The sequence below is a fragment of the Telluria sp. B2 genome, from assembly GCF_051789535.1.
Classification (GTDB): domain Bacteria; phylum Pseudomonadota; class Gammaproteobacteria; order Burkholderiales; family Burkholderiaceae_D; genus Telluria.
In genome coordinates this window covers 236,432-262,621 of record NZ_CP196525.1, presented here as the reverse complement: position 1 = coordinate 262,621, position 26,190 = coordinate 236,432, and the positions used below count along the sequence as shown (strand labels likewise).

Annotated in this window: 29 protein-coding genes and 1 pseudogene; 16 read left to right on the top strand and 14 right to left on the bottom strand. The window is 66.3% G+C overall.

The features are described 5' to 3' along the window. Positions 1-166 precede the first annotated feature (166 nt). The 4 genes from ACSUZJ_RS01160 to tssK form a co-directional block, all read right to left on the bottom strand. The gene (locus ACSUZJ_RS01160; protein ID WP_499412518.1) at positions 167-607 is read right to left on the bottom strand and encodes a hypothetical protein; all 441 of its coding nucleotides are present in this window, start codon (positions 605-607) and stop codon (positions 167-169) included. A 180-nt stretch (positions 608-787) separates the two neighbouring features. Continuing rightward, positions 788-2,167, bottom strand: a complete 1,380-nt coding sequence (locus tag ACSUZJ_RS01155) for a hypothetical protein (RefSeq protein ID WP_499412516.1) — start codon at positions 2,165-2,167, stop codon at positions 788-790. 15 nt (positions 2,168-2,182) lie between these two features. Continuing rightward, positions 2,183-2,446 (bottom strand): PAAR domain-containing protein, encoded by a 264-nt coding sequence (locus tag ACSUZJ_RS01150; protein WP_499412514.1) that lies wholly within the window; start codon positions 2,444-2,446, stop codon positions 2,183-2,185. 12 nt (positions 2,447-2,458) lie between these two features. Continuing rightward, positions 2,459-3,799 carry a type VI secretion system baseplate subunit TssK gene (gene tssK / locus ACSUZJ_RS01145; protein ID WP_499412512.1) on the bottom strand — a complete coding sequence of 447 codons (1,341 nt, stop codon included), beginning with the start codon at positions 3,797-3,799 and terminating at the stop codon, positions 2,459-2,461. A gap of 205 nt (positions 3,800-4,004) precedes the next feature. Between tssK and tssE the strand changes: the two genes are divergently transcribed. From tssE to tssG, 3 genes are read left to right on the top strand one after another with little or no spacing between them, the layout of a single operon-like run. Next, the gene (tssE, locus tag ACSUZJ_RS01140) at positions 4,005-4,484 is read left to right on the top strand and encodes a type VI secretion system baseplate subunit TssE (RefSeq protein WP_499412510.1); all 480 of its coding nucleotides are present in this window, start codon (positions 4,005-4,007) and stop codon (positions 4,482-4,484) included. 1 nt (position 4,485) lies between these two features. Beyond that, positions 4,486-6,318, top strand: a complete 1,833-nt coding sequence (gene tssF / locus ACSUZJ_RS01135) for a type VI secretion system baseplate subunit TssF (protein ID WP_499412508.1) — start codon at positions 4,486-4,488, stop codon at positions 6,316-6,318. Then, complete coding sequence (gene tssG / locus ACSUZJ_RS01130) at positions 6,282-7,367, top strand: type VI secretion system baseplate subunit TssG (protein WP_499412506.1); 1,086 nt, start codon at positions 6,282-6,284, stop codon at positions 7,365-7,367. Before tssF ends, tssG begins: the two co-directional genes overlap by 37 nt. A 269-nt stretch (positions 7,368-7,636) precedes the next feature. Here the strand turns inward: tssG and ACSUZJ_RS01125 are convergent. The 6 genes and pseudogenes from ACSUZJ_RS01125 to ACSUZJ_RS01100 all read right to left on the bottom strand — a co-directional run bounded on the left by ACSUZJ_RS01125 (position 7,637) and on the right by ACSUZJ_RS01100 (position 13,849). Next, positions 7,637-8,331 (bottom strand): annotated as a pseudogene (locus tag ACSUZJ_RS01125) (SDR family oxidoreductase). 15 nt (positions 8,332-8,346) lie between these two features. Further along, positions 8,347-8,787: a DoxX family protein gene (locus ACSUZJ_RS01120; protein ID WP_499412504.1), complete on the bottom strand. Its 441-nt coding sequence runs from the start codon at positions 8,785-8,787 to the stop codon at positions 8,347-8,349. A gap of 84 nt (positions 8,788-8,871) precedes the next feature. Beyond that, positions 8,872-11,166, bottom strand: a complete 2,295-nt coding sequence (locus ACSUZJ_RS01115) for a xanthine dehydrogenase family protein molybdopterin-binding subunit (RefSeq protein ID WP_499412502.1) — start codon at positions 11,164-11,166, stop codon at positions 8,872-8,874. After that, a complete protein-coding gene (locus ACSUZJ_RS01110; RefSeq protein ID WP_499412500.1) occupies positions 11,159-12,193 on the bottom strand; it encodes an FAD binding domain-containing protein in 1,035 nt (344 codons plus the stop codon). Before ACSUZJ_RS01110 ends, ACSUZJ_RS01115 begins: the two co-directional genes overlap by 8 nt. Beyond that, positions 12,190-12,726 (bottom strand): (2Fe-2S)-binding protein, encoded by a 537-nt coding sequence (locus ACSUZJ_RS01105; protein WP_499412499.1) that lies wholly within the window; start codon positions 12,724-12,726, stop codon positions 12,190-12,192. The genes ACSUZJ_RS01110 and ACSUZJ_RS01105 overlap by 4 nt, the downstream gene beginning before the upstream one ends. A gap of 235 nt (positions 12,727-12,961) precedes the next feature. Continuing rightward, positions 12,962-13,849: a LysR family transcriptional regulator gene (locus ACSUZJ_RS01100; protein ID WP_499412498.1), complete on the bottom strand. Its 888-nt coding sequence runs from the start codon at positions 13,847-13,849 to the stop codon at positions 12,962-12,964. 99 nt (positions 13,850-13,948) lie between these two features. On the opposite strand from ACSUZJ_RS01100, the gene ACSUZJ_RS01095 reads away from it, so the two are divergent. The 5 genes from ACSUZJ_RS01095 to ACSUZJ_RS01075 all read left to right on the top strand — a co-directional run bounded on the left by ACSUZJ_RS01095 (position 13,949) and on the right by ACSUZJ_RS01075 (position 17,620). Continuing rightward, positions 13,949-14,968 carry a zinc-binding alcohol dehydrogenase family protein gene (locus ACSUZJ_RS01095; RefSeq protein ID WP_499412496.1) on the top strand — a complete coding sequence of 340 codons (1,020 nt, stop codon included), beginning with the start codon at positions 13,949-13,951 and terminating at the stop codon, positions 14,966-14,968. Positions 14,969-15,287: 319 nt separating this feature from the next. Then, entirely contained in the window at positions 15,288-15,884 is a 597-nt protein-coding gene (locus ACSUZJ_RS01090; RefSeq protein ID WP_499412494.1) for a histidine phosphatase family protein, read from the top strand. Positions 15,885-15,952: 68 nt separating this feature from the next. After that, the gene (locus ACSUZJ_RS01085; protein ID WP_499412492.1) at positions 15,953-16,294 is read left to right on the top strand and encodes a DUF6152 family protein; all 342 of its coding nucleotides are present in this window, start codon (positions 15,953-15,955) and stop codon (positions 16,292-16,294) included. After that, the gene (locus tag ACSUZJ_RS01080) at positions 16,294-16,776 is read left to right on the top strand and encodes a DUF6644 family protein (protein WP_499412490.1); all 483 of its coding nucleotides are present in this window, start codon (positions 16,294-16,296) and stop codon (positions 16,774-16,776) included. Before ACSUZJ_RS01085 ends, ACSUZJ_RS01080 begins: the two co-directional genes overlap by 1 nt. A 64-nt stretch (positions 16,777-16,840) precedes the next feature. After that, entirely contained in the window at positions 16,841-17,620 is a 780-nt protein-coding gene (locus ACSUZJ_RS01075; RefSeq protein ID WP_499412488.1) for a glutaminyl-peptide cyclotransferase, read from the top strand. A 3-nt stretch (positions 17,621-17,623) separates the two neighbouring features. On the opposite strand, the gene ACSUZJ_RS01070 is transcribed toward ACSUZJ_RS01075, so the two are convergent. The 3 genes from ACSUZJ_RS01070 to ACSUZJ_RS01060 form a co-directional block, all read right to left on the bottom strand. Next, positions 17,624-18,643 carry a zinc-dependent alcohol dehydrogenase family protein gene (locus ACSUZJ_RS01070; protein WP_499416671.1) on the bottom strand — a complete coding sequence of 340 codons (1,020 nt, stop codon included), beginning with the start codon at positions 18,641-18,643 and terminating at the stop codon, positions 17,624-17,626. A 67-nt stretch (positions 18,644-18,710) separates the two neighbouring features. Next, on the bottom strand, positions 18,711-19,175 hold the full coding sequence (locus ACSUZJ_RS01065; RefSeq protein ID WP_499412486.1) for a DUF2269 family protein: 465 nt from the start codon (positions 19,173-19,175) through the stop codon (positions 18,711-18,713). Continuing rightward, positions 19,175-20,464 carry an SDR family oxidoreductase gene (locus ACSUZJ_RS01060; protein ID WP_499412484.1) on the bottom strand — a complete coding sequence of 430 codons (1,290 nt, stop codon included), beginning with the start codon at positions 20,462-20,464 and terminating at the stop codon, positions 19,175-19,177. The genes ACSUZJ_RS01065 and ACSUZJ_RS01060 overlap by 1 nt, the downstream gene beginning before the upstream one ends. 55 nt (positions 20,465-20,519) lie before the next feature. Between ACSUZJ_RS01060 and ACSUZJ_RS01055 the strand changes: the two genes are divergently transcribed. The 6 genes from ACSUZJ_RS01055 (at position 20,520) to ACSUZJ_RS01030 (ending at position 24,248) form a co-directional block, all read left to right on the top strand. Beyond that, positions 20,520-20,969 (top strand): hypothetical protein, encoded by a 450-nt coding sequence (locus tag ACSUZJ_RS01055; RefSeq protein ID WP_499412482.1) that lies wholly within the window; start codon positions 20,520-20,522, stop codon positions 20,967-20,969. Positions 20,970-20,993: 24 nt separating this feature from the next. Then, positions 20,994-21,176, top strand: coding sequence for a hypothetical protein (locus ACSUZJ_RS01050; RefSeq protein WP_499412480.1), 183 nt, complete (start codon positions 20,994-20,996; stop codon positions 21,174-21,176). A gap of 45 nt (positions 21,177-21,221) precedes the next feature. Then, a complete protein-coding gene (locus ACSUZJ_RS01045) occupies positions 21,222-21,503 on the top strand; it encodes a hypothetical protein (RefSeq protein ID WP_499412477.1) in 282 nt (93 codons plus the stop codon). A 311-nt stretch (positions 21,504-21,814) separates the two neighbouring features. Then, complete coding sequence (locus ACSUZJ_RS01040; RefSeq protein ID WP_499412475.1) at positions 21,815-22,360, top strand: hypothetical protein; 546 nt, start codon at positions 21,815-21,817, stop codon at positions 22,358-22,360. After that, positions 22,357-23,688, top strand: a complete 1,332-nt coding sequence (locus ACSUZJ_RS01035) for a DUF2135 domain-containing protein (protein ID WP_499412473.1) — start codon at positions 22,357-22,359, stop codon at positions 23,686-23,688. Before ACSUZJ_RS01040 ends, ACSUZJ_RS01035 begins: the two co-directional genes overlap by 4 nt. 233 nt (positions 23,689-23,921) lie before the next feature. Next, positions 23,922-24,248, top strand: a complete 327-nt coding sequence (locus ACSUZJ_RS01030; RefSeq protein WP_499412471.1) for a hypothetical protein — start codon at positions 23,922-23,924, stop codon at positions 24,246-24,248. Positions 24,249-24,286: 38 nt separating this feature from the next. Here ACSUZJ_RS01030 and ACSUZJ_RS01025 read toward each other — a convergent pair whose 3' ends face one another. Continuing rightward, positions 24,287-25,222 carry a DUF808 domain-containing protein gene (locus tag ACSUZJ_RS01025; protein ID WP_499412469.1) on the bottom strand — a complete coding sequence of 312 codons (936 nt, stop codon included), beginning with the start codon at positions 25,220-25,222 and terminating at the stop codon, positions 24,287-24,289. A gap of 201 nt (positions 25,223-25,423) precedes the next feature. Here ACSUZJ_RS01025 and ACSUZJ_RS01020 point away from each other — a divergent pair, with 201 nt between their 5' ends. Beyond that, positions 25,424-25,645, top strand: a complete 222-nt coding sequence (locus ACSUZJ_RS01020; RefSeq protein ID WP_499412467.1) for a BrnA antitoxin family protein — start codon at positions 25,424-25,426, stop codon at positions 25,643-25,645. A 223-nt stretch (positions 25,646-25,868) separates the two neighbouring features. Further along, positions 25,869-26,153: an HU family DNA-binding protein gene (locus tag ACSUZJ_RS01015; protein WP_499412465.1), complete on the top strand. Its 285-nt coding sequence runs from the start codon at positions 25,869-25,871 to the stop codon at positions 26,151-26,153. The last annotated feature ends 37 nt before the right edge of the window (positions 26,154-26,190 follow it).

The window sequence follows — 26,190 nt, the reverse complement described above, 5'->3', positions numbered from 1 at the left end:
TGGCCGCTTCGCATTGGAACAGCGCCAACATGCTCAGCCTGGGCCCTGGTGTGTACTCCGGCACCCGAGCACTTGCCGGTCCGGCCTTCAGGCGCTTGAGGCAGCGGCGCCCGTTGCAGACACCGCCTCATGTCCAATTTGCAAAGTGATGAAGTTGGAGCAAGGCTCAGCGCGAATCCGCCCCACCCACGCCGCCCTCGTCCTTCTCGGCCAGCCGCTTGACGGCGTTTTCGCCCGACGCACCGCCTGCTGCACCCTGCTGGCCTCCCTCAGGCGCCGATTGCGCCGACGTGCCCGGATTGCCGCCGCCCGCGGCCGCGCCCATGCCATTCTCCGTGCTTTCGCCCGGCCCCGCAGCGCCACTGGTGCCGCCGGGAACCGGTCCGCCCGCACTGCCGCGGCTGCTCTGCGGCGCACCCGCCGGCCTGACATTGCTTTCAGGCGAAGCGCTGACGATGCCGCTCTCGCGCGTCGTTCCCGCGCCCGGTCCGCCCGTGTATTGCCCGGACATCGAGCCGCCGGCGCCGGCATCCTGGCTGTTGCCGCTTCCCGAAGCCGGACCGGCCAGGCGGTCCAGCCCTTGCCCGCTGCCGGACCCACTGTCCACATTGCCGCCGCGGTTACCTGCATCGCCGCCCTGCGCACCTGCGTTCGGGGAAAGGTCTTTGTTATCGGCCATCATGATTCTCCCAGCATGATTATCAGATGACTCGATGGTAGCGCCGCTGCCGTTGGCTCCAATCGGCGCGAGCGCTGACGTGATGTAGGAAGGATCGGACGATGCCGTTCAGGCAGCCGCTGGCCGTACCAGCGCGGCGCAGCGCCCGCCTGCTTCTTCGTTGCTGATGCACAGCACCGGGGCGCCACGCACCAGCGCGCCGTGCTGGGCCAGCGCCAGCGCGGTAATAAAGGGCACGTCGGCGCAGGCGCCGCTGGCCGTGCCGACGCACAGCACGTCCTCGCTGTCGTCGAGCTGGGGCATGGCGCTGGAGGTCATGCCCATCAGCTCGAGCGTGCGCTGCTGGCGCTGGCCGGTATCGGCCACGACCATGGCCAGCTCTTCCAGCGCGGCGCCGGCAGGGGCGACGGCGCGGCTTGCCAGTTCGCCCAGGAGTTTCGGATCGGCGCGCCGGCTGTCCTGGGATCCTGGCGCCTGCTCGCTTGGGTCGAGCAGGGCGAACAGCGTGCCCTCAATCGATTGCGCCAGTTGCAAGTCGGTCAGCAGCAGGCCGGCGGCGCCCTCGCCCGGCACCAGTCCCTGCGGCCGGCTCGACGTGAACAAGGTGCCCTTGCTCGCCCAGTCGTCCACCGTTTCCTGGCCGATGTGGGAGGCGCAGGCAACGACCAGCGCCACGACGGGCGCCGCATTCTGCGCGGCGTCGCGCGCCAGTTGTCCGAAAACCGAAACCGGTGTCGCCGGCGCATCAGGCGGCAGCACCACCTGCGCAGCCGGCCAGCCGAAGCCGCTGGCGAGATGCCTGAACCAGCTACTGGCGGCGTGGCGCTGCGCCTGCGGCCAGTCGTGCGGCAGCAGGGACAGCAATTGCAGGGTCGGCGGCGTGCCCGCGGCAGGCAGCAGGTCGCCGGCGCGGCTGGCCAGCTCGGCCACGACGGCGCTGCCCAGCAGCAGCGCGCGCCACTGTTCGTCGCTGAAGCCGACCTCCGGCATGGCGTTTTCTACCAGCCAGTTGCCGATCTCTTCCTGCAGGGCTTCGTCCTCGGCCTCCTCGCAGCGCGCCGCCGCGACCGGAAAGCCGTCGTCGTCGACCAGTTCACGGTCGAGATCGGGACGCACCTTGTTGCCGGCGATGGCGCTGGCCAGTTCCTCGGCCGAGCCGCCGTGGGGCGAACGCAGCGCGCTCGAGACGATCGCCAGCGGCGGCAGGGCGACGCTCACCGGCTGGGCTGCGGCAGGCTTGTTCCCGGCCACCGCTGCCGGCGGCGCCGCCCGCGCCGCGATCAGCTTGCGGCCGAACCACAGGGAGCCGACCAGGACCAGCGGCAGCACGAGCAGCGCCAGCGCCAGCTCGACGGTGCCGGGTGTGACGTCGGCGCCGCGCCAGTACCAGATCGCGCCGCCCCAGCAGGCGGCGAACAGGGTCGCGGCCACGAGGCCGCCCTTGAGCGGGCCGGGCAGACCGCCCGGCGGGGTAATCGCAGTCGTCATGGGACAGTAAATCGGTCAGATGTTGTCGATCGTGGCCTGCTGGCCGGCGATCAGGGTGGCGCCGCAGGCGGTCTTGTCGCCGTGCCTTGCGGCCGGCTTGCCGTCGACGATCAGGGTCGCGTCGCCGCTGACGATCGGGTTCGGGCCGTGCTTGGGACAGGTGGCCTTGTCGCCGACCCGGGCGATGCCCTTGCCGCCGCTGTCGCTGTTCGGCGAAGCCTCGATGACGGCGCCGCCGTGGGAAGTCTTGTCGCCGAGCGTGATGAGTGGTCCGGACATGTGCGCCTCTCCTTATGCCGCCGCCGCCAGCAACTCCAGCCGCAACTCCTTCATCCCGGCCGGCACATAGATCGAGATCGACTGCGCCTTGATCATGCGCTCGTACATCTGCCCTTTCGCCTCCAGCAGGAAGTAGCAGGTGTCGGGCCGCACCGGCACGGCTGCGGGCAGCTGCGGCGTGTACTGCAGGCGCACGCCGGGCAGGGCCGAGAGCACGAATTTCTCGACGTCGTCCGGGGCACCGACCTTGAAGCGCAGCGGCACCACGTCGACCAGTTCGATCGCGGGAATGTCCGCGCCCACTGCGATGTAGAAGCTGGTCTTCTCGTCGATCTTGCCCGAGTCGAGCATGCCGATGTGGTAGCTGGGCCGGTTTTCGTTGAGCGCGATGGCGAAGTATTTCGACGAGATCACGGTGTCGAGCAGCTCGCGGATGATCTGGTGCAACTTGGTGAAGCCGGGGCCGGGATCGTTGTGCTGGTAGGGGGGCAGATCGGCCAGGGTCCAGCTTTTCGAGAAAGTCATCAGGCGTCCCGCTACCCCCAGCAATTGTTCATAAAGGCGCTCGGGGTGCAGGGCTGGATGATGAAAATGGTGGGTCAGTTCGGCATAGGCGGCGCTGGCCGTGTGCAGCAGCCAGAACGAGGACATGTCGCCCGAGCGGAATTCGATCACGTTCTTGCTTGGCTCGCGCTGGTGGCCATACAGCGCGCTGACTTTCGCCTGCAAGGCGTCGAGCAGGCGCCGCAGTTGCTGGAACAGCGGCGGTGCGGCGGCCACCGTCAGGCTCGGCGGAACAAAGGCAGGGTCGAGCTCGAAGCCGCCGGTGCTGGCGCGGCGCAGGCGCAGCAGCGGAAAGTGGATGTAGGCGTCGCGCGGTTCGGATTCGGACACCAGGCGCACCGATTTTTTCAGGTAGGCCAGCTGCACCGGCGCGGCGCCTGTGTACAGGTCGGGCGTGTCCTGGTTGGCCTGGATGAAGCGCGCGGTGTTCGAGGCCTGGCCCGGCTGGGCGAAATTGCCGCTGAAGGGTTTCAGTCCGGGCAGCGCCACATAATAGGTCACGCTCTGCTGCGCCTGCGTCACCAGGCTGAGGTCGATTGAATCCGGCAGCTCGTCGGCGCCGGGCGCGTCGACCAGTTCGCCGTCCTGGAAGCGCACCGCCAGGTCGACGATACGCAGGACATTGCTGGCCAAGGCTTCGCGGTCGACCTGCAGGCGCTCGACGCCCCAGGCGTAGGGGTGCACTGCCTTGATGCCCTTTTGCAGGCAGTGTTCGTGGTATTCGTCCTGGCGCTGGAAATGTTGCGGGCGTAGCAGGAGGCCTTCGCCCCAGAGTACCTTGCTGCTCATGTTCTGGCATCCCTCAGTGAGCGCACCCGGCAAACCTTCCATCGGGTGCTCTTGGTTGATATAGGTCGAACTTTTCTCAAGGAACAATAACAACAGCCAGAAGTTGTCCATGTGAAGTTGCTCAAACGTTTGCGCTGCGCAACGTGGCAACATGCGGTTTGCTTCGAACCGACCACGGCCGAGGCCGCAGCACTAAGGGGATGCGATGAAAGGTTTTACGCCTGGACTATTCGACCGGCTGCTGGGCGTGCCGGTCCGCGCCGCCAATCCGCGTGCGCTGCTCGAGGACATGAAGGACATGGTGGCGCGCGACCTCGAAGCCCTGCTCAACACGCGCTCGGTCCTGCCCGAAGAATTCCTGAAACCCTATCCGGAATGCGCCGATTCGATCGTCAGCTACGGCCTGATCGATTTCGCCGATTTATCTCTGTCGAGTCCGACCGACCGCGCCCATATCTGCGCCTGCATCGAGCGTGTCATTGCGCGCCACGAGCCGCGCCTGAGAAACGTCAAGGCCTCGCTCGAGCTGCGCACCAACAGCGTCAACCGGCTCGATTTCTCGATCAACGCCTTGCTCGTCGTCAATGCGGCGCAGGAGACGGTGAACTTCGACGCCGTGCTGCAGCCCTCGACCCTGAGCTACAGCATCAGCAAGGCGGGCCGCGCCGCGCCCGCGGGAGCCTGAGTTGGAACAATTACTGCCGTATTACGAAAGCGAGCTGGGCTATCTGCGCCGCAACCTGCGCGAATTCGCCGAACGCTATCCGAAGATCGCCGGCCGCCTCCTGATCAGTGGCGAAGTCTGCGAAGACCCGCACACCGAGCGCATGATCGAGGCCTTCGCCCTGCTCAACGCGCGCATCGCCAAGCGCCTCGACGACGACTACCCGGAATTCACCGAGGCGCTGTTCGACGTGCTGTATCCGCACTACCTGCGCCCCTTTCCCTCGTGCTCGATCGCGCGCATGGATGCCGCCGGCGCGCAAGGCGGCGCCAGCACCATCCCGCGCGGCACCCAGCTCACGACGCGCCCGGTACGCGGCGCCGCCTGCACCTTCCGCACCGTGTATCCGGTGACGCTGGCGCCGCTGGCCTTTTCCCATGCCGGGTTCGACGCCATCATCAGCCCGCCCGAGGCCGTGCGCCTGCCCGCTGGGGTGAGCAGCTGCCTGCACCTGACGCTGGTCAACACCCAGGAAGGCGCCGCAAGCGGCCCTGCCCTGCCTCTGCTACGCGTCTTCATCGATGGCGAGCCCTCGTTCTGCGCCGCGCTGCGCGATGCGCTCTTCATGCGCGGCGTGGCCGCCTGGGCCGAGGCCGACCACAACGGGCGCTGGGTGGCGCTGCCGACAATTCCCGTCAAGGTCGCCGGCTTCGACGAGGACGACGCCCTGATCGATTTCCCGGCCCGCTCGCACGCCGCCTACCGCCTGCTGACCGAATACTTCTGCTTCCCCGAAAAATTCAATTTCTTCGATATCGACCTCGCTGCACTGGCGGCGGTGCTGCCGCCGGGCGCGCGTACGATCACCCTGCACCTGGGTTTGAACGGGATTCGTGCCGATTCGAACACGGCGCGCATGCTCGGCACCCTGACCACCAATAACGTGCTGCTCGGCTGCACGCCGGTGATCAACCTGTTCCGCCAGCGCGGCGAGCCGATCCGCCTGACCCACACCACGGCCAGCTATCCGGTGCTGGCCGATGCGCGCCGCGCCTTTGCCTACGAGGTGTATTCGATCGATTCGGTCAACCTCGTGCGCCAGACCCCGCAGGGCGAGACGGTCGTCGAGTTTCGTCCCTTTTATTCGCTGAAGCACGCGCAGACGCCCGAGCAGAACGGCCATTACTGGGCGATGCGGCGCGACGAGGAACTGATGGAGCGCAGCCCCGGATTCGAGGCGCAAATTTCCATCGTCGATATCGACTTCGACCCGGCCGCGATCGAGACCGATACCCTGAATATCGAGCTGACCTGCACCAACCGCGACCTCCCCTCGCTGCTCGGCTACGGCCAGGCCGGCGGCGACCTCTTCCTCGAGGGCGGATCGAATCTGCGCGCGATCGCCTTCCTGCGCAAGCCGACGCCCTCGTACCGCTTCGCGCGCGGGCACAGTGCACACTGGCGCCTCATTTCTCACCTGTCGCTGAACCACCTGTCGCTGGCCGACGGCGGCATCGATGCCTTCCGCGAGATGCTGGCGCTGTATGACCTGCCGCGCTCTCCCGCGTCGCAGCGCCAGATCGGCGGCATCGCCGACATCGCCCAGCAGGCCGCGACCGCCTGGCTGTCCGGTAACCCTTTCACCTGCCTGGTGCGCGGCGTCGAGGTGCGCCTGTCGATCGACGAGGAAGCCTTCGTCGGCAGCGGCATCCACGCCTTTGCCCACATCGTCGAGCGCTTCCTGGCGTTGTACGTGCACGCCAACAGTTTTACGCGGCTGGTGGTCGTCTCCAACAAGAACGGTGAGGAGCTGCTGACATGCGCGCCAAGAAGCGGCGATTCGAGCCTGCTGTAATCGAGCGGCTGTTCCGCGAACCCTACCGCTTCGAGTATTTCCAGGCGGTGCGCGTGATCGAGCTCTGGCTCAAGCGCAGCGGCGTACCGCAGCGCGGCATGGTGGCGAACTTCCTGCGCTTCCAGAATTCGACCTCGCTGCGTTTCCCGGCCAGCCAGCTGGAAAGCATCCAGACCGAGCCGCGCGACATCGAACGCGATGCGGCCTCGCTCGGCGCGGCGCTGGCCTCGCAGGCGCTGAAATACGTGCGTGTGACGCCCTCCTTCATGGGCCTCCTGGGTGGCAGCGGCGTGCTGCCGGCGCACTACACCGAGCGTATCGCCGAGCACCTGTTCAACGAGAAGGACGAGGGCGCGCGCGCCTTCCTCGACACCTTCTCGAACCGCTCGCTGGCGCTGTTCTACGAAGCCTGGCGCAAGTACCGCATGCCGTTCAAGTACCAGCTCGACGGCCAGGATGCCTTCCTCCCGCTGCTGCTCGGCCTGGCCGGCCTGGGCAACGCTTCGCTGCGGCGGCGCCTGTCGCACGAAGCCGATGGTGCGGTGCTGGACGAATCGATCGGCTACTTTGCCGCCGCGATCCGGCACCGGCCCACTTCGGCGGTGCAGCTGGCGCGCGTGCTGTCCGAATACTTCGGCCATCCGGTGCAAGCCGAGCAGTTCGTCGGGCGCTGGTACGAGGTGCCGCTGGCGCAGCAGACCGTGCTCGGCGGAGGCATCGGCGTGCTCGGCAAGGATGCGATCGCCGGCGGACGTGTCTGGCAGCGCGATTTGCGCCTGCGCCTGGTCGTCGGGCCGCTCGACCACGCCGGCTTTACGGCTTTCCTGCCGGGCGGGATGGCGGCGCGCGCCCTGAAAAGCCTGCTGGCAATGCTGACGGGTGTCTCGCTCGAATATGAAGTCGAGCTGGTGCTGCGTGCGGCGGACGTGCGGCCGGTGACGATCGCGCAAGCCGGCCAGCTCGGCCGCCTGGGCTGGGACAGTTACCTGGTCGAGGGGCCGCAAGCACAGGACCGGCGCGACGTGCGCTACGACATTCTCGCCGGTTGAGCCCGCGCCAACACACGGCCATTGCAGCGCTGCCCCGGACAGACTGGCGCTGGCAGCCCGTTTCGAAAATGCGTGTGGGACTGAAAATCGTCAAATTCGGCAAACGTATATCCCATCGGTTTCACGTGAAACCAAGTGAAACCAACAGTCACCATGAGATATCAGTCATTCTTATAATTGCCAAATCAGCAGGAAAAGCGTTCTTTTACAGTGCTTGATTGCATGCACCTTTGCTCTGGAGGCGTCGGTTTGAAGAACGAGCAATCGAATCAAACGATCCCGCCGTTCACCCGCAGTGTCTGCCCGTTGACCCATTCCCCCTCCGGCCCGACCAGGAAGGCGACCATGTTGGCGATGTCTTCCGGTGTGCCGAGGCGCTCGAGCGGCGCGGCCTTCGCCAGGCGCTCGACCAGCTCGGCCGGTTTCCCGTCGAGGAACAGTTCGGTGGCGGTCGGTCCCGGCGCCACGCAGCTCACCGAGATGCGCTTGCCGCGCATTTCCTTGGCAAAGATGTTGGTAAACGTCTCGATCGCCGCCTTCGCACCCGCATAGACGGCGTAGCCCGGCATGGCCAGGCCGATGGCGCTGGTCGAGAAGTTGACGATGCGCCCGCCGTGGCGCAGGCGGGTGGCGGCCAGGCGCATCATGTGGAAGGTGCCGCGCGTGTTGATCGAGAAGATACGCTCGTACAGCGCATCGTCGGTGTCGGCCAGCAGCGTGGTACCGGGCTGGATCACGCCGGCGTTGTTGACCAGGACATCGATCGCGCCGAGCGCGGCCTCGGCCTGGTCGAACAGGCGCTGCGCATCGGCTGCCTGCGCCACGTCGGCCTGGATCGCGACCGCGCGTCCGCCGGCAGCCTCGATCTCGGCCACCACCGCTTCAGCATCAGGCGCAGGGCGATCGCGCGTCCGATGCCGCGCGAGGCGCCGGTGACGATTGCCGCTTTTCCGTTTGCTGCCATCGCATTCTCCCTGGTTCAGTTCCAGCGCCCTGCGCGTCCGCCGATGCTGTAGCGGCCCGCGCCCAGCAGCACCAGTGCGACTGCCGCGAAGAAGAACATGCCCTGCAGCTCCAGTTCCCAGCCGCCGGTGGCGGACAAGGCGAAGAACTGCGCGGTGTGCACCAGCAACACGGCGACGATCATGTTGCCGGCCAGGATGAGCGCCGCGAGCCGGGTCCAGAGGCCGAACACAATCAGGAGCGGCGCGATCACCTCGCCGATATAGACCAGGTAGCCGATCGCGCCCGGCAGCCCCATTTTCTGCAGCGCGCCGGTGACGAAACCGATGCCGCCGACCAGTTTGGAGATGCCATGCAGCAGGATCATCAGTCCCAGCGCCAGGCGCAGCACCAGCTTGCCCAGATCCTCGTAACGAGACAGCGTCGCCGCATCCATTGCTTGCGTTTCGTTCTTCATGTCACGCTCCCGCGAATGTGAACAATATGCGTGCGAACAGTATACGCCGCCTCCCTGCCGCCCTGCGCACGCCTGGCCGCGCCTTTACGGCCCGCCGACCAGCACCTTGTCCGGCGTGATCGGCGTGCTGCGGATGCGCTTGCCGGTAGCGTGGAAGATTGCGTTGCTGACCGCCGCCGCCACGCCGATGATGCCGATCTCGCCTACGCCCTTGGCGCCCAGGCGGCTGACGATGCGGTCGTCCTCGTCCACGAAGATCACGTCGATGTCGTGGATGTCGGCGTTCACGGCCACGTGGTACTCGGACAGGTTGTGGTTCATGAAGCGTCCGTAGCGGTGGTCGGTATGGCTTTCCTCGTGCAGGGCCTGGCTGATGCCCCAGACCACGCCGCCGACGATCTGGCTCGCTGCCGTCTTGGTGTTCATGATGCGTCCGGCCGCGATCGCGCTGACCGCGCGCGTCACGCGCACGACGCCGAGCTCCTCGTCGACGCGCACCTCGACGAACACGGCCGAGTGGACCAGGCGGCGGTATTTGCGCTGCTTGAGCATCTGCGGCAGCATCAGGTATTTCTCTTCGAGCTGGGTGTGCCCGCTGCGCTCGACGATGGTGGCCAGCGACACCCAGGTCGCGGGATCGCGCTTCAGGCGCAGCGCGCCGCCGACGAATTCCACGTCTTTTAACCGCTTGTCGCGGAAGGGAGAGTCCGGGGCCGATTGGGCGTAGCGCAGCAGGGTCAGGCGCAGCTTGTCGCAGGCGCCGGCCACCGCCGAGCCGACCGTGGTCACGTGCGAAGAGCCGCCCTCGACCGGCGCCGCCGGCAGGGTCGAGTCGCCCAGCTGGAAAGTCACGCGTTCGAGCGGCAGGCCCATGGCTTCGGCGGCGATCATCGCCATCACGGTATAGGTGCCGGTGCCGATGTCGCTGGCCGCGCTCGACACCACCAGCCTGCCGTCGGCATGCATCACGGCGCTGGCACGCGCGAACATCTGCATCGCATCCCAGACGCCGGAGGCCATGCCCCAGCCGACCAATTCGGAACCTTCGCGCATCGAGCGCGGCTCGAGCGGGCGCTTGGCCCAGCCGAATTTTTCCGCACCCTGCTCGTAACAGGCGCGCAGTTCCTTGCTCGAATACGGTTTGTCGTCGACCGGGGTGCGTTCGGCATAGTTTTTCAAACGCAGCGCCAGCGGGTCCATCTTCAGTTTATACGCCAGCTCGTCCATCGCGATTTCGAGCGCGACCATGCCGTGGGCCGCGCCCGGTGCGCGCATGTCCATCGGCGTGTAGTGGTCGACGCTGACCAGCTTGTAGCCGAGCTTGATGTTGTCGCAGGCGTACAAGAGGCCAGACCAGTTCACCACGACCTCGACGTAATCCTCGATCTTCGAGGTTTCGCCGATCGCCTCGTGCATGATCGAGGTCAGGGTGCCGTCCTCCTCGGCGGCCAGCTTCACGTACTGCACGGTTTCCGGGCGGTGGCCGAAGCTGAACATCTGCTGGCGCGTCAGCATCACGCGCACCGAGCGCTTCAGCTTGAGCGAGGCCATCACGGCCAGCGTCAGCTGGTATTGCGGGCGCAGGCCGGAACCGAAGGCGCCGCCGACATACGGGTTGCGCACCGTGACCTTGTGCTTCGGCAGCCCGAACACGTGCGAGACATACCAGCGGCTGTTCTGCGAGCTTTGCGTCTTGTCGTAGATGGTCAGGTGACCATCCTCGCCACGGATCACGGTCGAGGCGAACAGTTCGAGCGGATTGTGGTGCTCGACGCCGTGGTAGAACTCGGACTCGATTTTCACGGGCGCGGCCTTCCACGCCTTCTCGGCGTTGCCCTTTTCCGGCGGCGGTGGCTCGAAACCGGCGCGCAGCCCCGTCGGTTTGTGGGCGCGGTCGAGGTTTGCGGTCATGCGCGTGTCGTGGCCCTCTTCGGCCTCGTGGTAGTACACGCGCACCAGGGCGGCGCCGCGGCGCGCGGCCTCGAAGCTGTCGGCCAGCACCAGCGCCACGGGCTGCCCGTTATAGATCACCTGGTCGTCGTAAAAGGGCTTGAAGGGCGAGCCGGGCGGCGCCGTCATGTCCTTGTAGTGGATGTCGAAGGAACGCATCTTCGGGCGGTTCAGGTGGCTCATCACCTCGACCACGCCTTCCAGGGCCAGGGCCTCGGTGGCATCGATGGTCACGATGCGGCCCTTGGCCACCGTGCTGCTGACGACCACGCCATACAGCAGGTCGGGCGCGAAGTGTTCGGCGGCGTAGCGGGCTTCGCCGGTCACCTTGGCGCGGCCGTCGATGCGCGAGACGGCGCTGCCGGTGCGCACCTGGCCGGTGCCCGGTTCCGCGACGGGCGCGCGTAAATCCTGGATCAGGTCAGTCATGGCGCTCTCCGGTATTGGTGACGGTGCCCTGCACCGCCGTTTCCAGCGCACGCACGATGGTGTTGCGCGCGAGGCGGATCTTGAAGTCGTTGTGGCCCTGGCCGCGTGCGCCGTCGAGCAGGACGTCGGCCACTTTTCCGAACTGTTCGGCGTCCGGCCGGGCGCCCTCCAGCAGCGCTTCGGCTTCCGGCCGGCGCCAGGGTTTATGGGCGACGCCGCCGAGGGCGATGCGCGCGCTCCTGACGACGCCATCGGGCCCGATGTCGAGCGCGGCGGCCACCGACACCAGCGCGAACGCATACGACAGGCGCTCGCGGATCTTCAGGTAGGCCGAGTGCTTCGCGTAGCGGCGCGCGTCGGGCAGCGCGATGTGGGTGATCAGCTCGTCGGCTTCGAGCACGGTGTCGTACTGCGGCGCGTCCCCAGGCAGGCGATGGAATTCGGCGAAGGGAATCGCGCGCTTGCCGCGTGCCGACTCGACGTGCACCGTCGCTTCCAGGGCGGCGAGCGCCACGCACATGTCCGAGGGATGGGTGGCGATGCACTGCTCGCTGGCGCCGAGAATCGCATGCTGGCGCGTGATGCCGCCGATCGCGCCGCAGCCGGTGTTCGGTTCGCGCTTGTTGCAGGGCGTGGCGAGGTCGTAAAAATAATAGCAGCGGGTGCGCTGCAGCAGGTTGCCGCCGTTGCTGGCCATATTGCGCAGCTGGGGAGAGGCGCCGGCCAGGATGGCGGCAGACAGCAGCGGATAGCGCTCGCGCACCAGCGGGTGATACGCCGTATCGGCGTTGCGTGCGGTCGCGCCCAGCACCAGGCCACCCTCCTTGTCTTCCTCGATTCGGTCGAGCGGCAGGCGGTTGATGTCGACCAGGCGGCGCGATTCCATCACGCCTTCCTTCATCAAATCGAGCAGGTTGGTGCCGCCGGCGATGAAGCGCACGGCGTCGCCGGCAAAACTGGCGTTGCCCGCTACCTGGGCAATCGCTGCGCCGGCGTCTTCGGGTTGGGAAAACGAGAAGGGGTTCATGCCGGCACCGTCCCCGGCACCACCGCGTGCACCGCGTTGTTGTCGTCTTGGACGCGGTCCTCGATGCCGGCAGCCGCGCAAACCGCCTTGCGGATCTGCGGATAGGCGCCGCAGCGGCAGACGTTCCCGCTCATGAGCTCGCGCACGTCGGCTGCCGTCTTCGCATTGCCTTCCTTGATCAGGCCGACGGCCGAACAGATCTGGCCGGGCGTGCAGTAGCCGCACTGGAAGGCGTCGTTGTCGACGAAGGCCTGCTGCACCGGGTGCAGCAGGCCGCCTTCGGCCAGGCCTTCGATGGTGGTGATCTCGCGGCCGTTCTGCATCACGGCCAGCGTCATGCAGGAATTGATGCGGCGGCCGTCGACCAGCACGGTGCAGGCGCCGCACTGGCCATGGTCGCAGCCCTTTTTCGAACCGGTGAGGTGCAGGCGCTCGCGCAGCAGGTCCAGCAGCGTGACCCAGGCTTCCAGTTCCATCTGGTGGTCGCGGCCGTTGATGCGCAGGGTGAGCGGATAGCGCTCGTTAGCGGGCATGGTGAGTCCTTTCGGGATGATGGCAGGTGCTGACCCGGTGCAGCCGGACGCTTGCGGCGGCGACAGTCAGCCTTTCGGATGCGCGGGGCATACCGTCGTGGTCATCTTAGTATTAACTTTTGTGTAACCGGCGCACAATTAGCGCACTGAACAAAGGCCCATGGCGGCGTTGCGTTGTTGCGCCTGCTGCCGGCTTGGCCCAGTGCGCCCGGCCGGCAGAGCGGCCCATAAGCGCTCAGGAAAGGTAGCTTGCCAAGCCGAACTGGTCGATAAAATCGAGCAAGGCGCTCAGCGCCGCTGGGCGGTGGCTGCGGCCGGGATAGACGGCGTAATAGCTGTTGTCGGTGGGAGGATGCTCGGGCAGCACGAGCGTGACGCTGCCGTTCTCGAGCGCGTCGCGCACCATGAACCAGGGCAGCAGCGCGATGCCGGCGCCGGCCACGGCCAGGCCGCGCAGGGTGTTCAGGTTGTTCGCGCGCAGGGGCGCGCCGGCGGCGGGGATCTGGATGATCTTGCCCTCGCTGCGCAGCGGCCACTGCGGCAGCACCTCGTGCAGCAGCAACTGGTGGCGCGCCAGGTCCGCCGGCTGGCGCGGCGCGCCGTGCCGGTCGAGGTAGCGTGGCGAGGCGACCAGCACGCGCCGCACCGTGCCGACCCGGCGCGACACGAAGGAGGAGTCGCCAAGCTGGCCGGTGCGCAGCGCCAGGTCGATGCGTTCGGCCACCAGGTCGAGGTGGGCGTCGGTGATCACGCATTCGACGGTGACAGCGGGATAGCGCGCATGGAAGGCCGCCAGCAGCGGCGGCAGCAACAGGATGCCCGAGGCCTCGGGGGCAGTGAGGCGCAGGTTGCCGGCCGGTTCGTCGCGCAGGCGGGAAATGGCGGCGTCGGCCGCATGGGCGGCGTCGAGCATGGTCTCGCAGTGTGCAAGATACACCTGGCCGGCGGCGCTCAGGCTGAGGCGGCGCGTGGTCCGGTGCAGCAGGCGCACCCCCAGGGTTTCCTCGAGTTCGGCCACGCGCTGGCTGACGGTCGATTTCGGCAGCCCGGTCGCCAGCGCGGCGGCGGTAAAGCTGCCGCTGGTGGCAACCTGCACGAACAACGCCATGGCGTCGAGCTTCATTGTCCGTTCCTTTGGATAGTCTTTTCGGATTATAGCGACTAATCAATACAATCCAGAGTGGTTACACTGTACCTATCCAAACCATCTACAGGAACTGACATGAAAGCCATTGCCGCATTCGCCGCCCTGCCCGCCGATCACCCGAGTGCCCTGCAGGACCTCACCCTGGCCGACCCGGTCGCCAGCGGCCACGACCTGCTGGTCGAAGTCCACGCCATCTCGGTCAATCCGGTCGACACCAAGGTGCGCCGCGGCCTGCCCGCCGAGGGCCAGGCCGAGCCGCGGGTGCTGGGGTTCGATGCCAGCGGGATCGTGCGCGCCGTCGGGCCGGAAGTGACCCTGTTCAAGCCGGGCGACCGCGTCTGGTACGCCGGCGCCATCAACCGCGCGGGCAGCAACAGCGAGCTGCAGCTGGTGGACGAGCGCATCGTCGGCCGCATGCCGGCCTCCCTCGGCTTTGCCGAAGCCGCCGCCCTGCCGCTCACCGCCATCACGGCCTGGGAACTGCTGTTCGACCGCCTGGGTCTTAAGCCGGGCGGCCACGCCGGCGAAACGTTGCTGGTGGTGGGCGCAGCCGGCGGCGTCGGCTCGATCCTGATCCAGCTGGCGCGCCAGCTGACCGGCATCACCGTGATCGCCACCGCCTCGCGTCCCGAAACCCAGGCCTGGGTGCGCGACCTCGGCGCCCAGCATGTCGTCGACCACAGCCAGCCGCTCGACAAGGGCTTGCTGGACGCCGGCCTGGGCGAAGTCGACTACGCGATCAGCCTGACCCACACCGACAAGCATTTCACCGCCCTGGTCAACGCCATCAAGCCGCAGGGCAAGCTGGCGCTGATCGACGACCCGGAGCCGATCGACGTGCGCCTGCTCAAGCGCAAGAGCATCTCGCTGCACTGGGAACTGATGTTCACCCGCTCGCTGTTCGGCACGCCGGACATCCAGGCCCAGCATGACCTGCTCAACGAGGTGTCGGCGATGGTGGACGCGGGGCGCATCCGCACCACGCTGTCGCAGAACTTTGGACCGATCAACGCCGCCAACCTGCGCCGTGCCCACGCCTTCATCGAGAGCGGCGCGGCCAGCGGCAAGGTCGTGCTCGAGGGCTTCGGCGACTGAGTCAACGGCGGTTTTCGGGTGTCTCCCGGGATTTCTTGACGATCTCGTCAGGACGACCGAAAACCGCTAAATCAACCATCATATTGTTTATACGGTTTATTTAAAATAAACGATATAAACAGTAATATCGTTGTTTTGGGTGGGTCCGGAGCAGGTGACGGTCGGGGCCGGTTTTCATGGTTGAACGCGTCCTGGGCCCGCCTTTCCGCCAGACAGCAGTCTCGGGAGTGGGCCGGAGTCGTCCAGGGGCGACACGGCCCGTGCGCTCCTCCATTGCGGCAGGCACCATAATGAGCCGGTCCACGCCCGGGAGTCCGCCGTGCTCCGATGCGCACTTGCCTGCCTGCTGATCTTCCTTTCCACCGCCCATGCGGCCGAGCTGGGCAGCGAGGCCCTGTGGCAGCGCCTGCGCGCCGGCGGCGCGATCGTGCTGATGCGCCATGCGGCCACCACGCCCGGCATCGGGGATCCGCCCGGTTTCGAGCTCGGCAAGTGCGTCACCCAGCGCAAGCTGTCCGACGCCGGCCGCCGCGACGCGCGCGCCATCGGCGCCGCCTTTCGCAGCCGCGGTGTCAATCCCGGCGCCGTCTGGTCCAGCCGCTGGTGCCGCTGCCTCGAAACCGCCCGCCTGGCCTTTGGCCAGGTCCAGCCCGAACCCACGCTCGACTCGATGTTCAACGACGACGACACGACATCCACGGCCAAGCTGCGCGAGCTGCGCACGAAGCTGGTTGAACGCAGCGAAACGAGCCTGCTGGTGCTGGTCACGCACGACGTCAACATCCGCGCGCTGACGGGACAGTCGCTGGCGCCGGGCGAGATGGCCGTGACTGCGCTGCGCGGCGGGCGCCTGGAAGTCGTCGGACGCCTGAATGCGCATGCGGGTGCGGGTGTTGCGCGCAATGGCGCACGATAGAGACCGTTCACACTGCAGCGCGAAAAGCCGACGTACAATCGGTTCCTGTCGCGTTCCGGGAGACCGTCATGAAACGTCGTCTGATCCTGCTGGCTGCGTTTGCCGCCGGCAGCGCCTTTGCCCATCACGGCTGGAGCGAATACAAGGCCGACACGCCGCTCGACCTGTCCGGCACCATCGAACAGGCCGGCTATGAGCAGCCGCATGGCTTCGTGCGCCTGAAAACGGCCGATAAGACCTGGCTCGTCGTGCTGGCGCCACCCTACCGCATGGAAAGCCGCGGCCTGCCGCGCGAGAAACTGGTGCCGGGCCAGAAAGCAACGGTCCACGGTTACCCACACCGCAGCAAGGGCAACGAGCTGCGCGCCGAGCGCATCACCATCGAGGGCAAGACGACGGAGCTGCGCTGATGACCGACGGGCCGCTGGCCTGGCTGGGGGCGACTGCGCTGTCCCGGGCAATGCGGGAGAACGCCTGGCTGTATCCCATCGTCGAGATCGTCCACATTCTCGGTTTTGCCGTGCTGGTCGGCAGCGTGGTGCTGTTCGACCTGCGCGTGCTCGGCTTCGCGCGCACGCTGCCGGTTGCCGCGCTCGGGCGCCACCTGCTGCGCTGGGCGCTCGCTTCCCTGCTGCTGGTGGTGCCGGCCGGCCTGCTGCTGTTTTCCGCCCATCCGGGGGAACTGGCGCGCAATCCGGCCTTCCAGCTGAAACTCGTCCTGATTGCCGCCGCCGGCTTCAATGCGCTCGCCTTCCACGTCTTTCCCTACCGGTCGGTGGCCGGCTGGGAGCGCGAACTGGCGGCGCCCAAGGCGGCGCGCCTGCACGCCCTGCTGTCGATCCTGCTGTGGGTGGGCGTGATCAGCTGCGGCCGCCTGCTGGCCTATCTGTGACGCCGTCGCCGGCTGCGCGTTTCTGCTACAGTGACCGCTTCGATCAGCCTCATCCAGCCAGCCCATGCTGAAACACTCTGCCCTCGCCGCGCTCGTCCTGACGGCCTGCGCCAGCCACGCCGCGCAAGCCGCGGTTCCCGTCTACGGTTTCATCGTCAAGAACACCTACCCGCACGATCCGCAGGCGTTCACCCAGGGCCTGTTCTTCCGCGACGGCCATCTGTACGAGACCACGGGCCTGACCGGCCGCTCGACGCTACGCAAAGTCGAGCTGAAGACGGGCAAGGTGCTGCAGAAGACGGCGCTGCCGCCGGACGTGTTCGGCGAAGGCTCGACCGCCTATGGCGACAACATCCTGGGCCTGACCTGGCAATCGAAGACTGGCTACGTGTTCGACGCGAAGACCTTCAGCATGAAGGGGCGCTTCCAGTACGAGGGAGAGGGCTGGGGCCTGGCCAGCGACGCGCGCAATATCTACATGAGCGACGGCAGCGCGAACATCCGCGTGCTCGACCCGAAGACCCTGAAGGAAGTGCGGCGCGTGACGGTCACGGCCGAGGGCAAGCCGATCGATTCTCTCAACGAGCTGGAAGTCGTGGAGGGCGAACTGTATGCGAACGTCTGGGGAACGGATGTGATCGCGCGCATCGACCCGGCATCCGGCCGCGTGGTCGGCTGGATCGACCTGACGAACCTGCTGCCGCGCGAAAAACGCGGCACCAGCTCGGTCGACGCCGTCCTGAACGGCATCGCCTGGGACGGCAAGCATCGCCGGCTCTACGTTACCGGCAAGCTGTGGCCGAAGCTCTTCGAGATCGAACTGGTCCGCTTCGAAGGAAGGTAAGGCTTAGGCGGTCACCGCGATGACGACCTTGCCGAAGTGCGAGCCCGATTCCATGTAGCGGTAAGCCTCTTTCGCCTGGTCGAAGGTGAACACGCGGTCAACCACGGGTTTCAGGTCGGTGGTGGCGGCAAAGCGCATCACGTCTTCCAGCATCTTGCGGCTGCCGACGAAAATGCCGACCATGCGCTTGGCGCCGGTGAGCAGGGTCGCCGGATTGACTTCGCCGCCGAAGCCGCTGACGCCGCCGATGATGGCCACGCTGCCGCCCATCGCCGCCGAGGCCACCGAGCGGTTCACCGTGCCCTGGCCGCCCACTTCCAGCACCACGTCGGCCCCTAGACCGTGGGTCACGCGCAGCACTTCTTCCTGCCATTCCGGCGTTGCGCGGTAGTTGATCGTGTGGTGGGCGCCCAGCTCGCGCGCGCGCTGCAGCTTTTCGTCGCTCGAGGAGGTGATGATGGTGCGCAGGCCGGCCGCCTTTGCCAGCTGCAGGCCCAGCACCGAGACGCCGCCGGTACCCAGCAGCAGCACGGTGTCGCCCGGCTTGATGTCGTTGCTCGACTCGAAGATCGCGTTCCAGGCGGTGACGCCGGCGCAGGGCATGGTCGAGGCTTCGACAAAGCTCAGCTGCGGCGGAATCTTCACGAGTGCCTCTTCGTGCAGGATGACTTCCTCGGCCAGCATGCCGTCGATGTCGCCGCCCAGGGCGCGGCGGATCTTCTCGGGCGAGGTGCGCCCGTCCTGCCAGTAGGGGAAGAAGGAAGCGGCCACGCGGTCGCCCACCTGCAGGCGGGACACGCCGCTGCCGACCGCCAGCACTTCGCCGGCGCCGTCCGAGCAGGGAATGATCGGGTCGTCCACGTTCACCAGGTAATTACCGCTAGCAACCATCAGGTCGCGGTAGTTCAGCGACACCGCATGCACCCGCACCCGCACTTCGCCCGGCGCCAGTTCGCGCTGGGGAAAATCCACGCACTGCAGTCCGTCGATATTGTCGCCAGGTAGTATCTGGTAAGCCCGCATCGCTTCCTCCATTGGTTGATCAATCAAGGCGGGCATTCTACTGCGGCCCGCGCCCGTGCTTCGTTCGTTACATCGGTTTCGCCACCATCAGCCAGAAGATCACGACAAAGGCGATAAACGCCGGCACGCCCAGCGCGATCCAGGTCTTGAAATAGCGCCAGTACAAGGGCGGCAGCTCGGTGTTGGTGCGCACCGCCTCGCTTGACAAGTCGCGCAGGCGCATCTGGATCCACACCACCGGCAGCCAGCAGGCGCCGGCCAGGATGTAGAGCGCAACCGACCACATGATCCACTTGCTGTGGAAGGGGTAACCGGCCAGGTGGATCATGTAGAAGCCGGTGAGCGGCTGGATGACGGCGGTGGTGGCGGTAAAGATCCAGTCGGCGATCACGACATTGCGCGCGACCACGGCAATGGCCCGCACGTCGCGGCTGATGTTGGCGAACAGCATGTACCAGGCCGAACCGATCCCCGTGCCGAACAGAAAGGTCGACGACAGGATGTGCAGCCACTTCACGACGACGTACTCCATTATTTCTCCTCGAGTTCATACAGCAGCCAGATGGCGGCCAGCATGGGCAGGTTCTTGGTCAGGGGCCCGTAGGGATGCAGCAAGAATTCCGGCAGCTTCCACGCTATCACGACCGTGTAAAAACTGATCAGGGCCAATTGTGCGAGCCAGAGCCAGCGCCGCCGAGAAAGGAAGGCGATGCCCAGGCCGAGCAGCAGATCAAAAGTGGCCGCGCCGTACAGCATCAGCGGCTGCAGGAATGGGGGAATGCCGGTGCGGGCCAGCAGGTCGTAGCTGGCCTCGGCCGGATACAGGCCAAAGGACACGATGGCGGTGATGATCCACACCGCGACGATGCTCCAGCGCAGCATGGGCAGCAGCCAGCTCAGCTTGGCCTGGGTGCGTTCGGCCTGCGGGTCGGTGACGAATTCAGCGATCGGTGTCGGCGGGCGCCCCAGCAGCTGGGCAGTGATGGCCGGGTCGCCCGTATTGCCGCGGTCGAGCATGCGCAGGGCGTCCTCGTCGAGGATGCCACCGGGCAGCCAGCGTCCAAGCTTGGCCAGGCCGCGCGCGAGAAAGCCCGGCAGGGGCAGCACGCGCAGGCGCCCCATGCCCATCGCCGTGCGCAGCGCCGCCAGGTAGTCGGTAAAGGGCAGCGCCTGCGGCCCGACCAGGGGCACGCGCTGCGCCGTGACGCCGGGCGCAAGCGGCAGGCGGTGGCGCAGCAGTCCGATGATGGCGCCGACCACGTCGTCGATGTGCACCGGCTGCACCAGTTGCGGCGCGCTGCCGAAGCGCACCGCGAAGGGCAGGCTGGCCAGCGCCTTGAACACGCGCGCGCTCGCCCCTTCCTTCCCGTAGACCAGGGAAGGCTGGACGATGTACGCGCGCAGCGGGAGCGAGGCGAGAAAGTCGTCGGCGGCCTTCTTGGTGAGGTGGTAGCGGGTCTCGGCCTCGCGGTCGGCGCCCAGCGCCGAGAGCTGGATCACCACCTGCACCTCGTGCGACTCGGCGCAGGCGGCAAACAGCGCGCGCGGGGTCTCCAGGTGCAGGCGTTCGAAGGTCTGGCTGCCCGATTCGCGGAAGATGCCCACCAGGTTCACCACGGCGTCGATGCCGCTAAGGCGCGCCAGCCAGACGGATTTATCGGTATCTTTTGCGAAGTCAGCTTGCACGTAGCTCAGGCGCGGATCGAGGCTGGTTTTGGGCGGCGAGCGCACCGCGCACACGACGTGGTGGCCTTCGGCGAGCAGCGCCTGCAACAGGTGTTGTCCGATGAAACCGCTGGCTCCCGTCAGCAAGATCCGCATGCACACTCCTTTACCGATGAATGAGGACGACACAATGGCAGATTGGACAACATCGATGCAACGCGGCCTGGTATCGGGCGCCGCTTCCAGCGTGGTTTCGACCGTGGCCCTGGCCCTGCTCGGGCGTGGCGAGGCAGGCAGCGCCTACGCCCCGACCAACGCCGTGAGCCACTGGATCTGGGGCGACGAGGCCGCGCAACACGACGGTTTCTCGCTGAAGTACACGATCACCGGCTATGCCATTCACCACCTCAGCGCCACCTTCTGGTCGGTGCTGTTCGAGCGCCTGGCCGGCGAAAAGCTCGATCGCAAGGACCTGCGCGTGACGCTCGCCGCCTCCGCCGCCACCTCGGCGATCGCCTGCTTCGCCGACTACAAGCTCACGCCGAAGCGCCTGCAGCCGGGCTACGAGAAACGCCTGTCGAAAAAATCGCTGGCCGGCGTCTACGCCGCCTTTGCCGTCGGTCTCGCGCTTGGCGCGATCGCATTGCGCCGCAACCAGTGAAAGTCTAGAACAGACGGGAAAAACGTGCCGCTCTTTGTCTATGCGCTCATGCTGCACGGCGTGCTCGGCTTCGTCGACATCGTCGTCAACCACGAGCTCCTGGCCAGGCTGCCCAGGCGCGGCGACAGCGCGCCTGAAGAGGCCCTGCATGCGGCGCGCGAGTGCATCTTCGCCTGTACCTTCGGCTCGCTCGCCTGGTTCGCGTGAGAGGGGGCGCTGGTCTGGTGGATCGCTGCGCTGCTGCTGGCCGAGGTGGCGGTCTCGACCAGGGACGTGATCGTCGAAGGCGACATCCGCGTGCTGCCGGTCTCGGAACGGGCGCTGCACCTGTTCCTGTTCATCAATCTCGGAATCCTGATCACCCTGGTCACGCAGGCTTTGCTCTGGTGGCACGCGTCGCCGACGGCGCTGGTGCGGGTCGATTACGGCTGGGCGAGCTGGGTGCTGACCGCGATGTCGGCCGGCTCGCTGGTCTGGGCGGTGCGCGATGGCGTGGCGGCCTTGCGCCGTCCGCAGGTCGCGGCCGGCGTGTAAGCCGGCGGGTGGCACCCGGTTCGCATCCTCTTTCGCTAGCGCGGCGGCGCGCCGGTCCTGTCCGGTAGGGGCTGGGCGCCGCCGATGCATCTCCGTTTCTCCACGACAGGGCATTCGTCCCTGTTGAGATCCGCTTTTCGCGTTTCCTATATTCCACATCTCTCACTAAATGTTCGGCCTGCTCAATATGCGGGCCGAATCGGCTCGCTATCGTTTTCGAGAGGTTGTCTAACCGAACTATTTCGGACCCCATCCAGGCCGATATCCAATCGTCCACCGATATGTCGCATTCCTTCCAGCGAGGGTAGTTGATGAAACAGGAAAACTATATGGCGCTGCTGTTTGCCGGTGCGCTTCTTGCCGGTTGCGGCGGAAGCAGCAACGACGACGTACCGCCACCGCCGCCGCCGCCGCCGCCGGTGCAGACCGCCAAGTCGGTGGCCGAGGCGATCGCGATGCTCGAAGCCTCGGGCGAACTGCCGCGGCTTCAGCGCGATGGCGGATTGGCAGGCACCGACGCCAACAACAATGGCATCCGGGACGATGTGGACAACTACCTCAACGCCAAAAACCTGCCGGCCGAACAGAAACAGGCGCTTTTCCAGCATGCCAGGGCAATGCAGGCCGCGCTGTTGGTCGATCTCGCGGACGAGAGTGCGGTGAATGCGTCGTCGAAAGCAATCACCCGTGGTGTCCATTGCATCTGGCAGCGGCTGGGCAAGGACAGCGCCGCGGATACGGTCATGGAATTCAAGAAGATCACCATGAATACGAAGGACCGGGTGCTGGCCTATGGCCGGCTTGCGGGCGCCTTGAACGGCACCATCATTTCGCGGCCGAGGGGGGGATACCTGTGAAAACCAATAAGTTCTGCGGCAAGCTGCTTGCCGCCTTCCTGGCGCTCTCGCTGATGCTGCCCGCGCCCGCCGTACTGGCGCAGGTCGCGTCGCTCTGTACCGGCAAGGGCTATACCATCGGCTTCTTCAATGGCGTGTGGAACATGCCGGACGATGCCGCCAACGGCATGGAGGCCCTGGCCGCGCTACAGGGCGACACCTTCGAAGGCAAACCGATCACCTACGATACCTTCTATAACACGACCGGTTCCGCGGCTGGCAGCAGCGCCCTCCAGGATGTGCTCGAGGTGTTCATCCAGCGTGCCGGCGAGATCGACGCGAGCGGCGAACTCGCCAAGCACACCGAACTGTTCTGGGAGACCCTGACGGGCCAGGGGAAAGACCTGGGTTTCTGGGGCCGCATCACCGCCCTGTTCCCGGCGGCGGCGGATGCCCTCGGTTCCTTCTATAGCCTGATCGCAACCAAGACCGCCGCCGCCCTGTCTTCCTTGATCAGCAACCCGCCGAGCGATGCCGACTACCGCAAGCATGAAAGTATGCTCGAGAAGGCCCGGGTCGAGGGGCAGATGCTGCTGCTGGTGGCCCATTCGCAAGGCAACCTGTTCGTCAACCGCGCCGCGAACTTCATCCGGCCCAAGATCGGCGCCGCCAGCGTCCGGGTCGTCCACGTCGCACCCGCGTCGCCGACCGTCCAGGGCGAGTATGGATTGGCGGACATCGACCTGGTGATCAACGCCTTGCGCATCCAGGGGCTGTCCACAGTACAACCCGTGAACATCAACTTGCCGGTGTCGAAGACCGATTTGTCCGGCCATACACTGATCAACACCTATCTGGACGCGACGCGCGCCTCGCGCGCCCGGGTTGGCGGGCAGATGACCACGGCGCTGGGCGAGCTGGAGCCGCCCGATACGGTCGCCAACCAGGGATTCTTCACGGTCACGCTGACCTGGGACGGCGAGGGCGATGTCGACCTGCACACCTTCGAGCCGGATGGCTCCCACTCCTATTATGCGAACCGGATAGCCAACAGCGGCTACCTCGACCTGGACAATATCATCGGCGAGGGCCCCGAGCATTACTATGCATCCTGCGATGCGGCGAAGGTGCAGACCGGGGTCTACACGATCGGCATCAACAATTTCCGTGGCGCGGACGGGCGGCGCGCAACCGTGCAGGTGGCCTCGTCGCACGATGGCGAGCTCCTGACCCGCACGCTCGATGTCGGTCCGCAGCTCGGTACGAGCGGTAACGAGTCCCCGATCCGGGCCGCCACGATCAACGTGACCAAGGATGCCGACGGCAACTTCAAGGTGGTCGCCAACTGATGGCGGGGTGCCGGCTCGCGCAGGGCCGGCAGCGGTAGAATCGGGCCATTCGACATGAATGGCCCTTTTTTCAGCTGAGCTTACCGGTGAGCTTGCGTCGTGTCCCAGCGAGGATTGCCATCTGCCTGCCGCTCCTTGCCGTGCTGTTTGCGGCGGGATCGCAGGCCAGGGCCGTTGCGCCTCGCCCCGGGACGACCTTGTCCTCTGCCGGTCCCGTGTCGCAAGGAGACAACGTGCGTCCCGATGTTGCCGCATTCATCGCCAGCAAGAAGACTTCCGATGTGCAACAGAAAGCAATGATCCAGTTTGCGCAAGCCTTGCAGGGAGCGCTCGAGGCCGAGGTGAGCGATCCGCAGGCGGTCGCCTCCTCGGCACGCGCCATCACCCGTGGAGTCGGGTGCATCTGGCGGCAGTTCAGCGCCAGCGAGGCGCCGGACATCGTGACCGCAATCAGGGCCAGGACGATGAACACGAAGGAGCGTGTCCTTGCGTATGAGCGCTATGCGCATGCCCTCAGCGGCAGTGTCCTGCGGCGTCCAGGCGGCAATCCCTGCGATTGAGAGAGCATGCCGCACCGGCGGCGCGGCATGCGCTGTTCTTAGTGGGTCTTCTTCCCGCGCAGCTTGTTAACAATCGTCACCACCAGCAGCACCAGGCCGCCGACGATCACGCCTGCCAGCGCATCGATCACGGTCGGCGTGATCGCATGCAGCACGCCGCCGACGACAGGAACGTTCCCCATCGTCTCCGCCGCGCTCACGGCGAAGTGGTGCAGCGGTTCCCAGTTGTGGCCGATGATGCCGCCGCCGACCATGAACATGGCGGCCGTGCCGACGATCGACAGGAATTTCATCAGGCGTGGCGCGGCGGCCAGCAGCATGCGGCCCAGGCCGCGCGCGAAGCCACCCGTTTTCTTGCTCAGGTACAGGCCGGCGTCGTCGAGCTTGACGATGCCCGCCACCAGGCCGTACACGCCGACCGTCATCACCAGTGCGATGATGACCAGCACCGAGAGCTGCTGCAGGAAGGGCATCGCCGCCACCGTGCCCAGCGAAATGACGATGATCTCGGCCGACAGGATGAAGTCGGTGCGGATCGCGCCCTTGATCTTGTCCTTTTCCACCGTACGCATGTCGACATTGCTGTCGGCCAGGGCGGCCGCCAGGCGTTCCTCGTTGGCCGCGTCTTCCTCGGGGCTGTGCAGGAATTTATGGGCGAGCTTCTCGAAACCCTCGAAGCAGAGGAAGGCGCCGCCGATCATCAGGAGCGGAATGATCAGCCACGGGACGAAGGCGGAAATGAGCAGGGCCGCCGGCACCAGGATCGCCTTGTTCATCAGGGACCCCTTGGCCACCGCCCACACCACCGGCAGCTCGCGGTCGGCTTTCACGCCCGTGACCTGCTGGGCATTGAGGGCCAGGTCGTCGCCGAGCACGCCGGCGGTCTTCTTCGCCGCCACCTTGCTCATCAGTGTGACGTCGTCGAGCACGCTTGCGATGTCGTCGAGTAATGCCAGCAAACTGCCTGCAGCCATGGGTCCTGCTCCTCAGATGTCAATATGGCAGCATCTTAACCGAGGGCAGCAGCTCCGGGCACACGGTTCAGCGCGATTTATTGCAGTTCAGGCGCGAAAAACTGCAGCTCGTCGCTTTCGGTCCCACGCGGCCGGCCGACGTACGTATAGTCCAGCATCGAGGCCGCGGTACGGCAGCCTCGCCTAGCGAAGGAGACCACCATGACCCCGACCACGAACCAAGCCGCGAACCAAGCCACTGCGCCGGCGCGCCGCACCCGTCCGCCCAAACGCAAGACCCGTATCACGATCTACCTCGACGACGAGGTGCTGACCGAGTTCCGCAACCTGTCCGAGCGCTGCGGCACCGGCTACCAGACCCTGATCAACGCCGCGCTGCGCACGCGCCTGGCGAACGCCGGGCCGGAGGCGGGGCTGCTGTAAGCGGGAGCGCGCGCCAGATGGGCCGCGGCCATCGCCGCGTGGACCGCATGGCCGCCTTGCGCGGCCTGTGCATCTGGCAGGCCGCCGATTTTCAGGCGATTTCGCAGGAAGCCCGTGTTTCCGGCCTTCCCGGGAAGGCGGACGTGGCTGACGGCCGCGCTGAAAGATTACAACCGGCAATTTTTTGTGCTAATCTTTCCGCTCTTTCAACCCCGGAGGCACCATGAAAAAAGGCGAACTGATCGCTGAATTTGCCAAGCGTACCGACATGTCGGGTACCGCGGCCAACACTGCGGTCAACACGATCATCGAGATCATCACCGAGCGTCTGAAAAAAGGCGACACGGTCGGCATTACCGGCTTCGGCACCTTCTCCGTGACCAAGCGCGCAGCCCGCAAAGGCCGCAACCCGGCAACCGGCGACGTCATCAAGATCGCCGCGTCGAAGACCCCGCGTTTCGCTGCCGGCGCCACCCTGAAGGCCGCTGTCAACCCGCGCAAGAAGTAATCCTGCACCGAGGGCGCAGCGGCTCGACGCCGCGCGC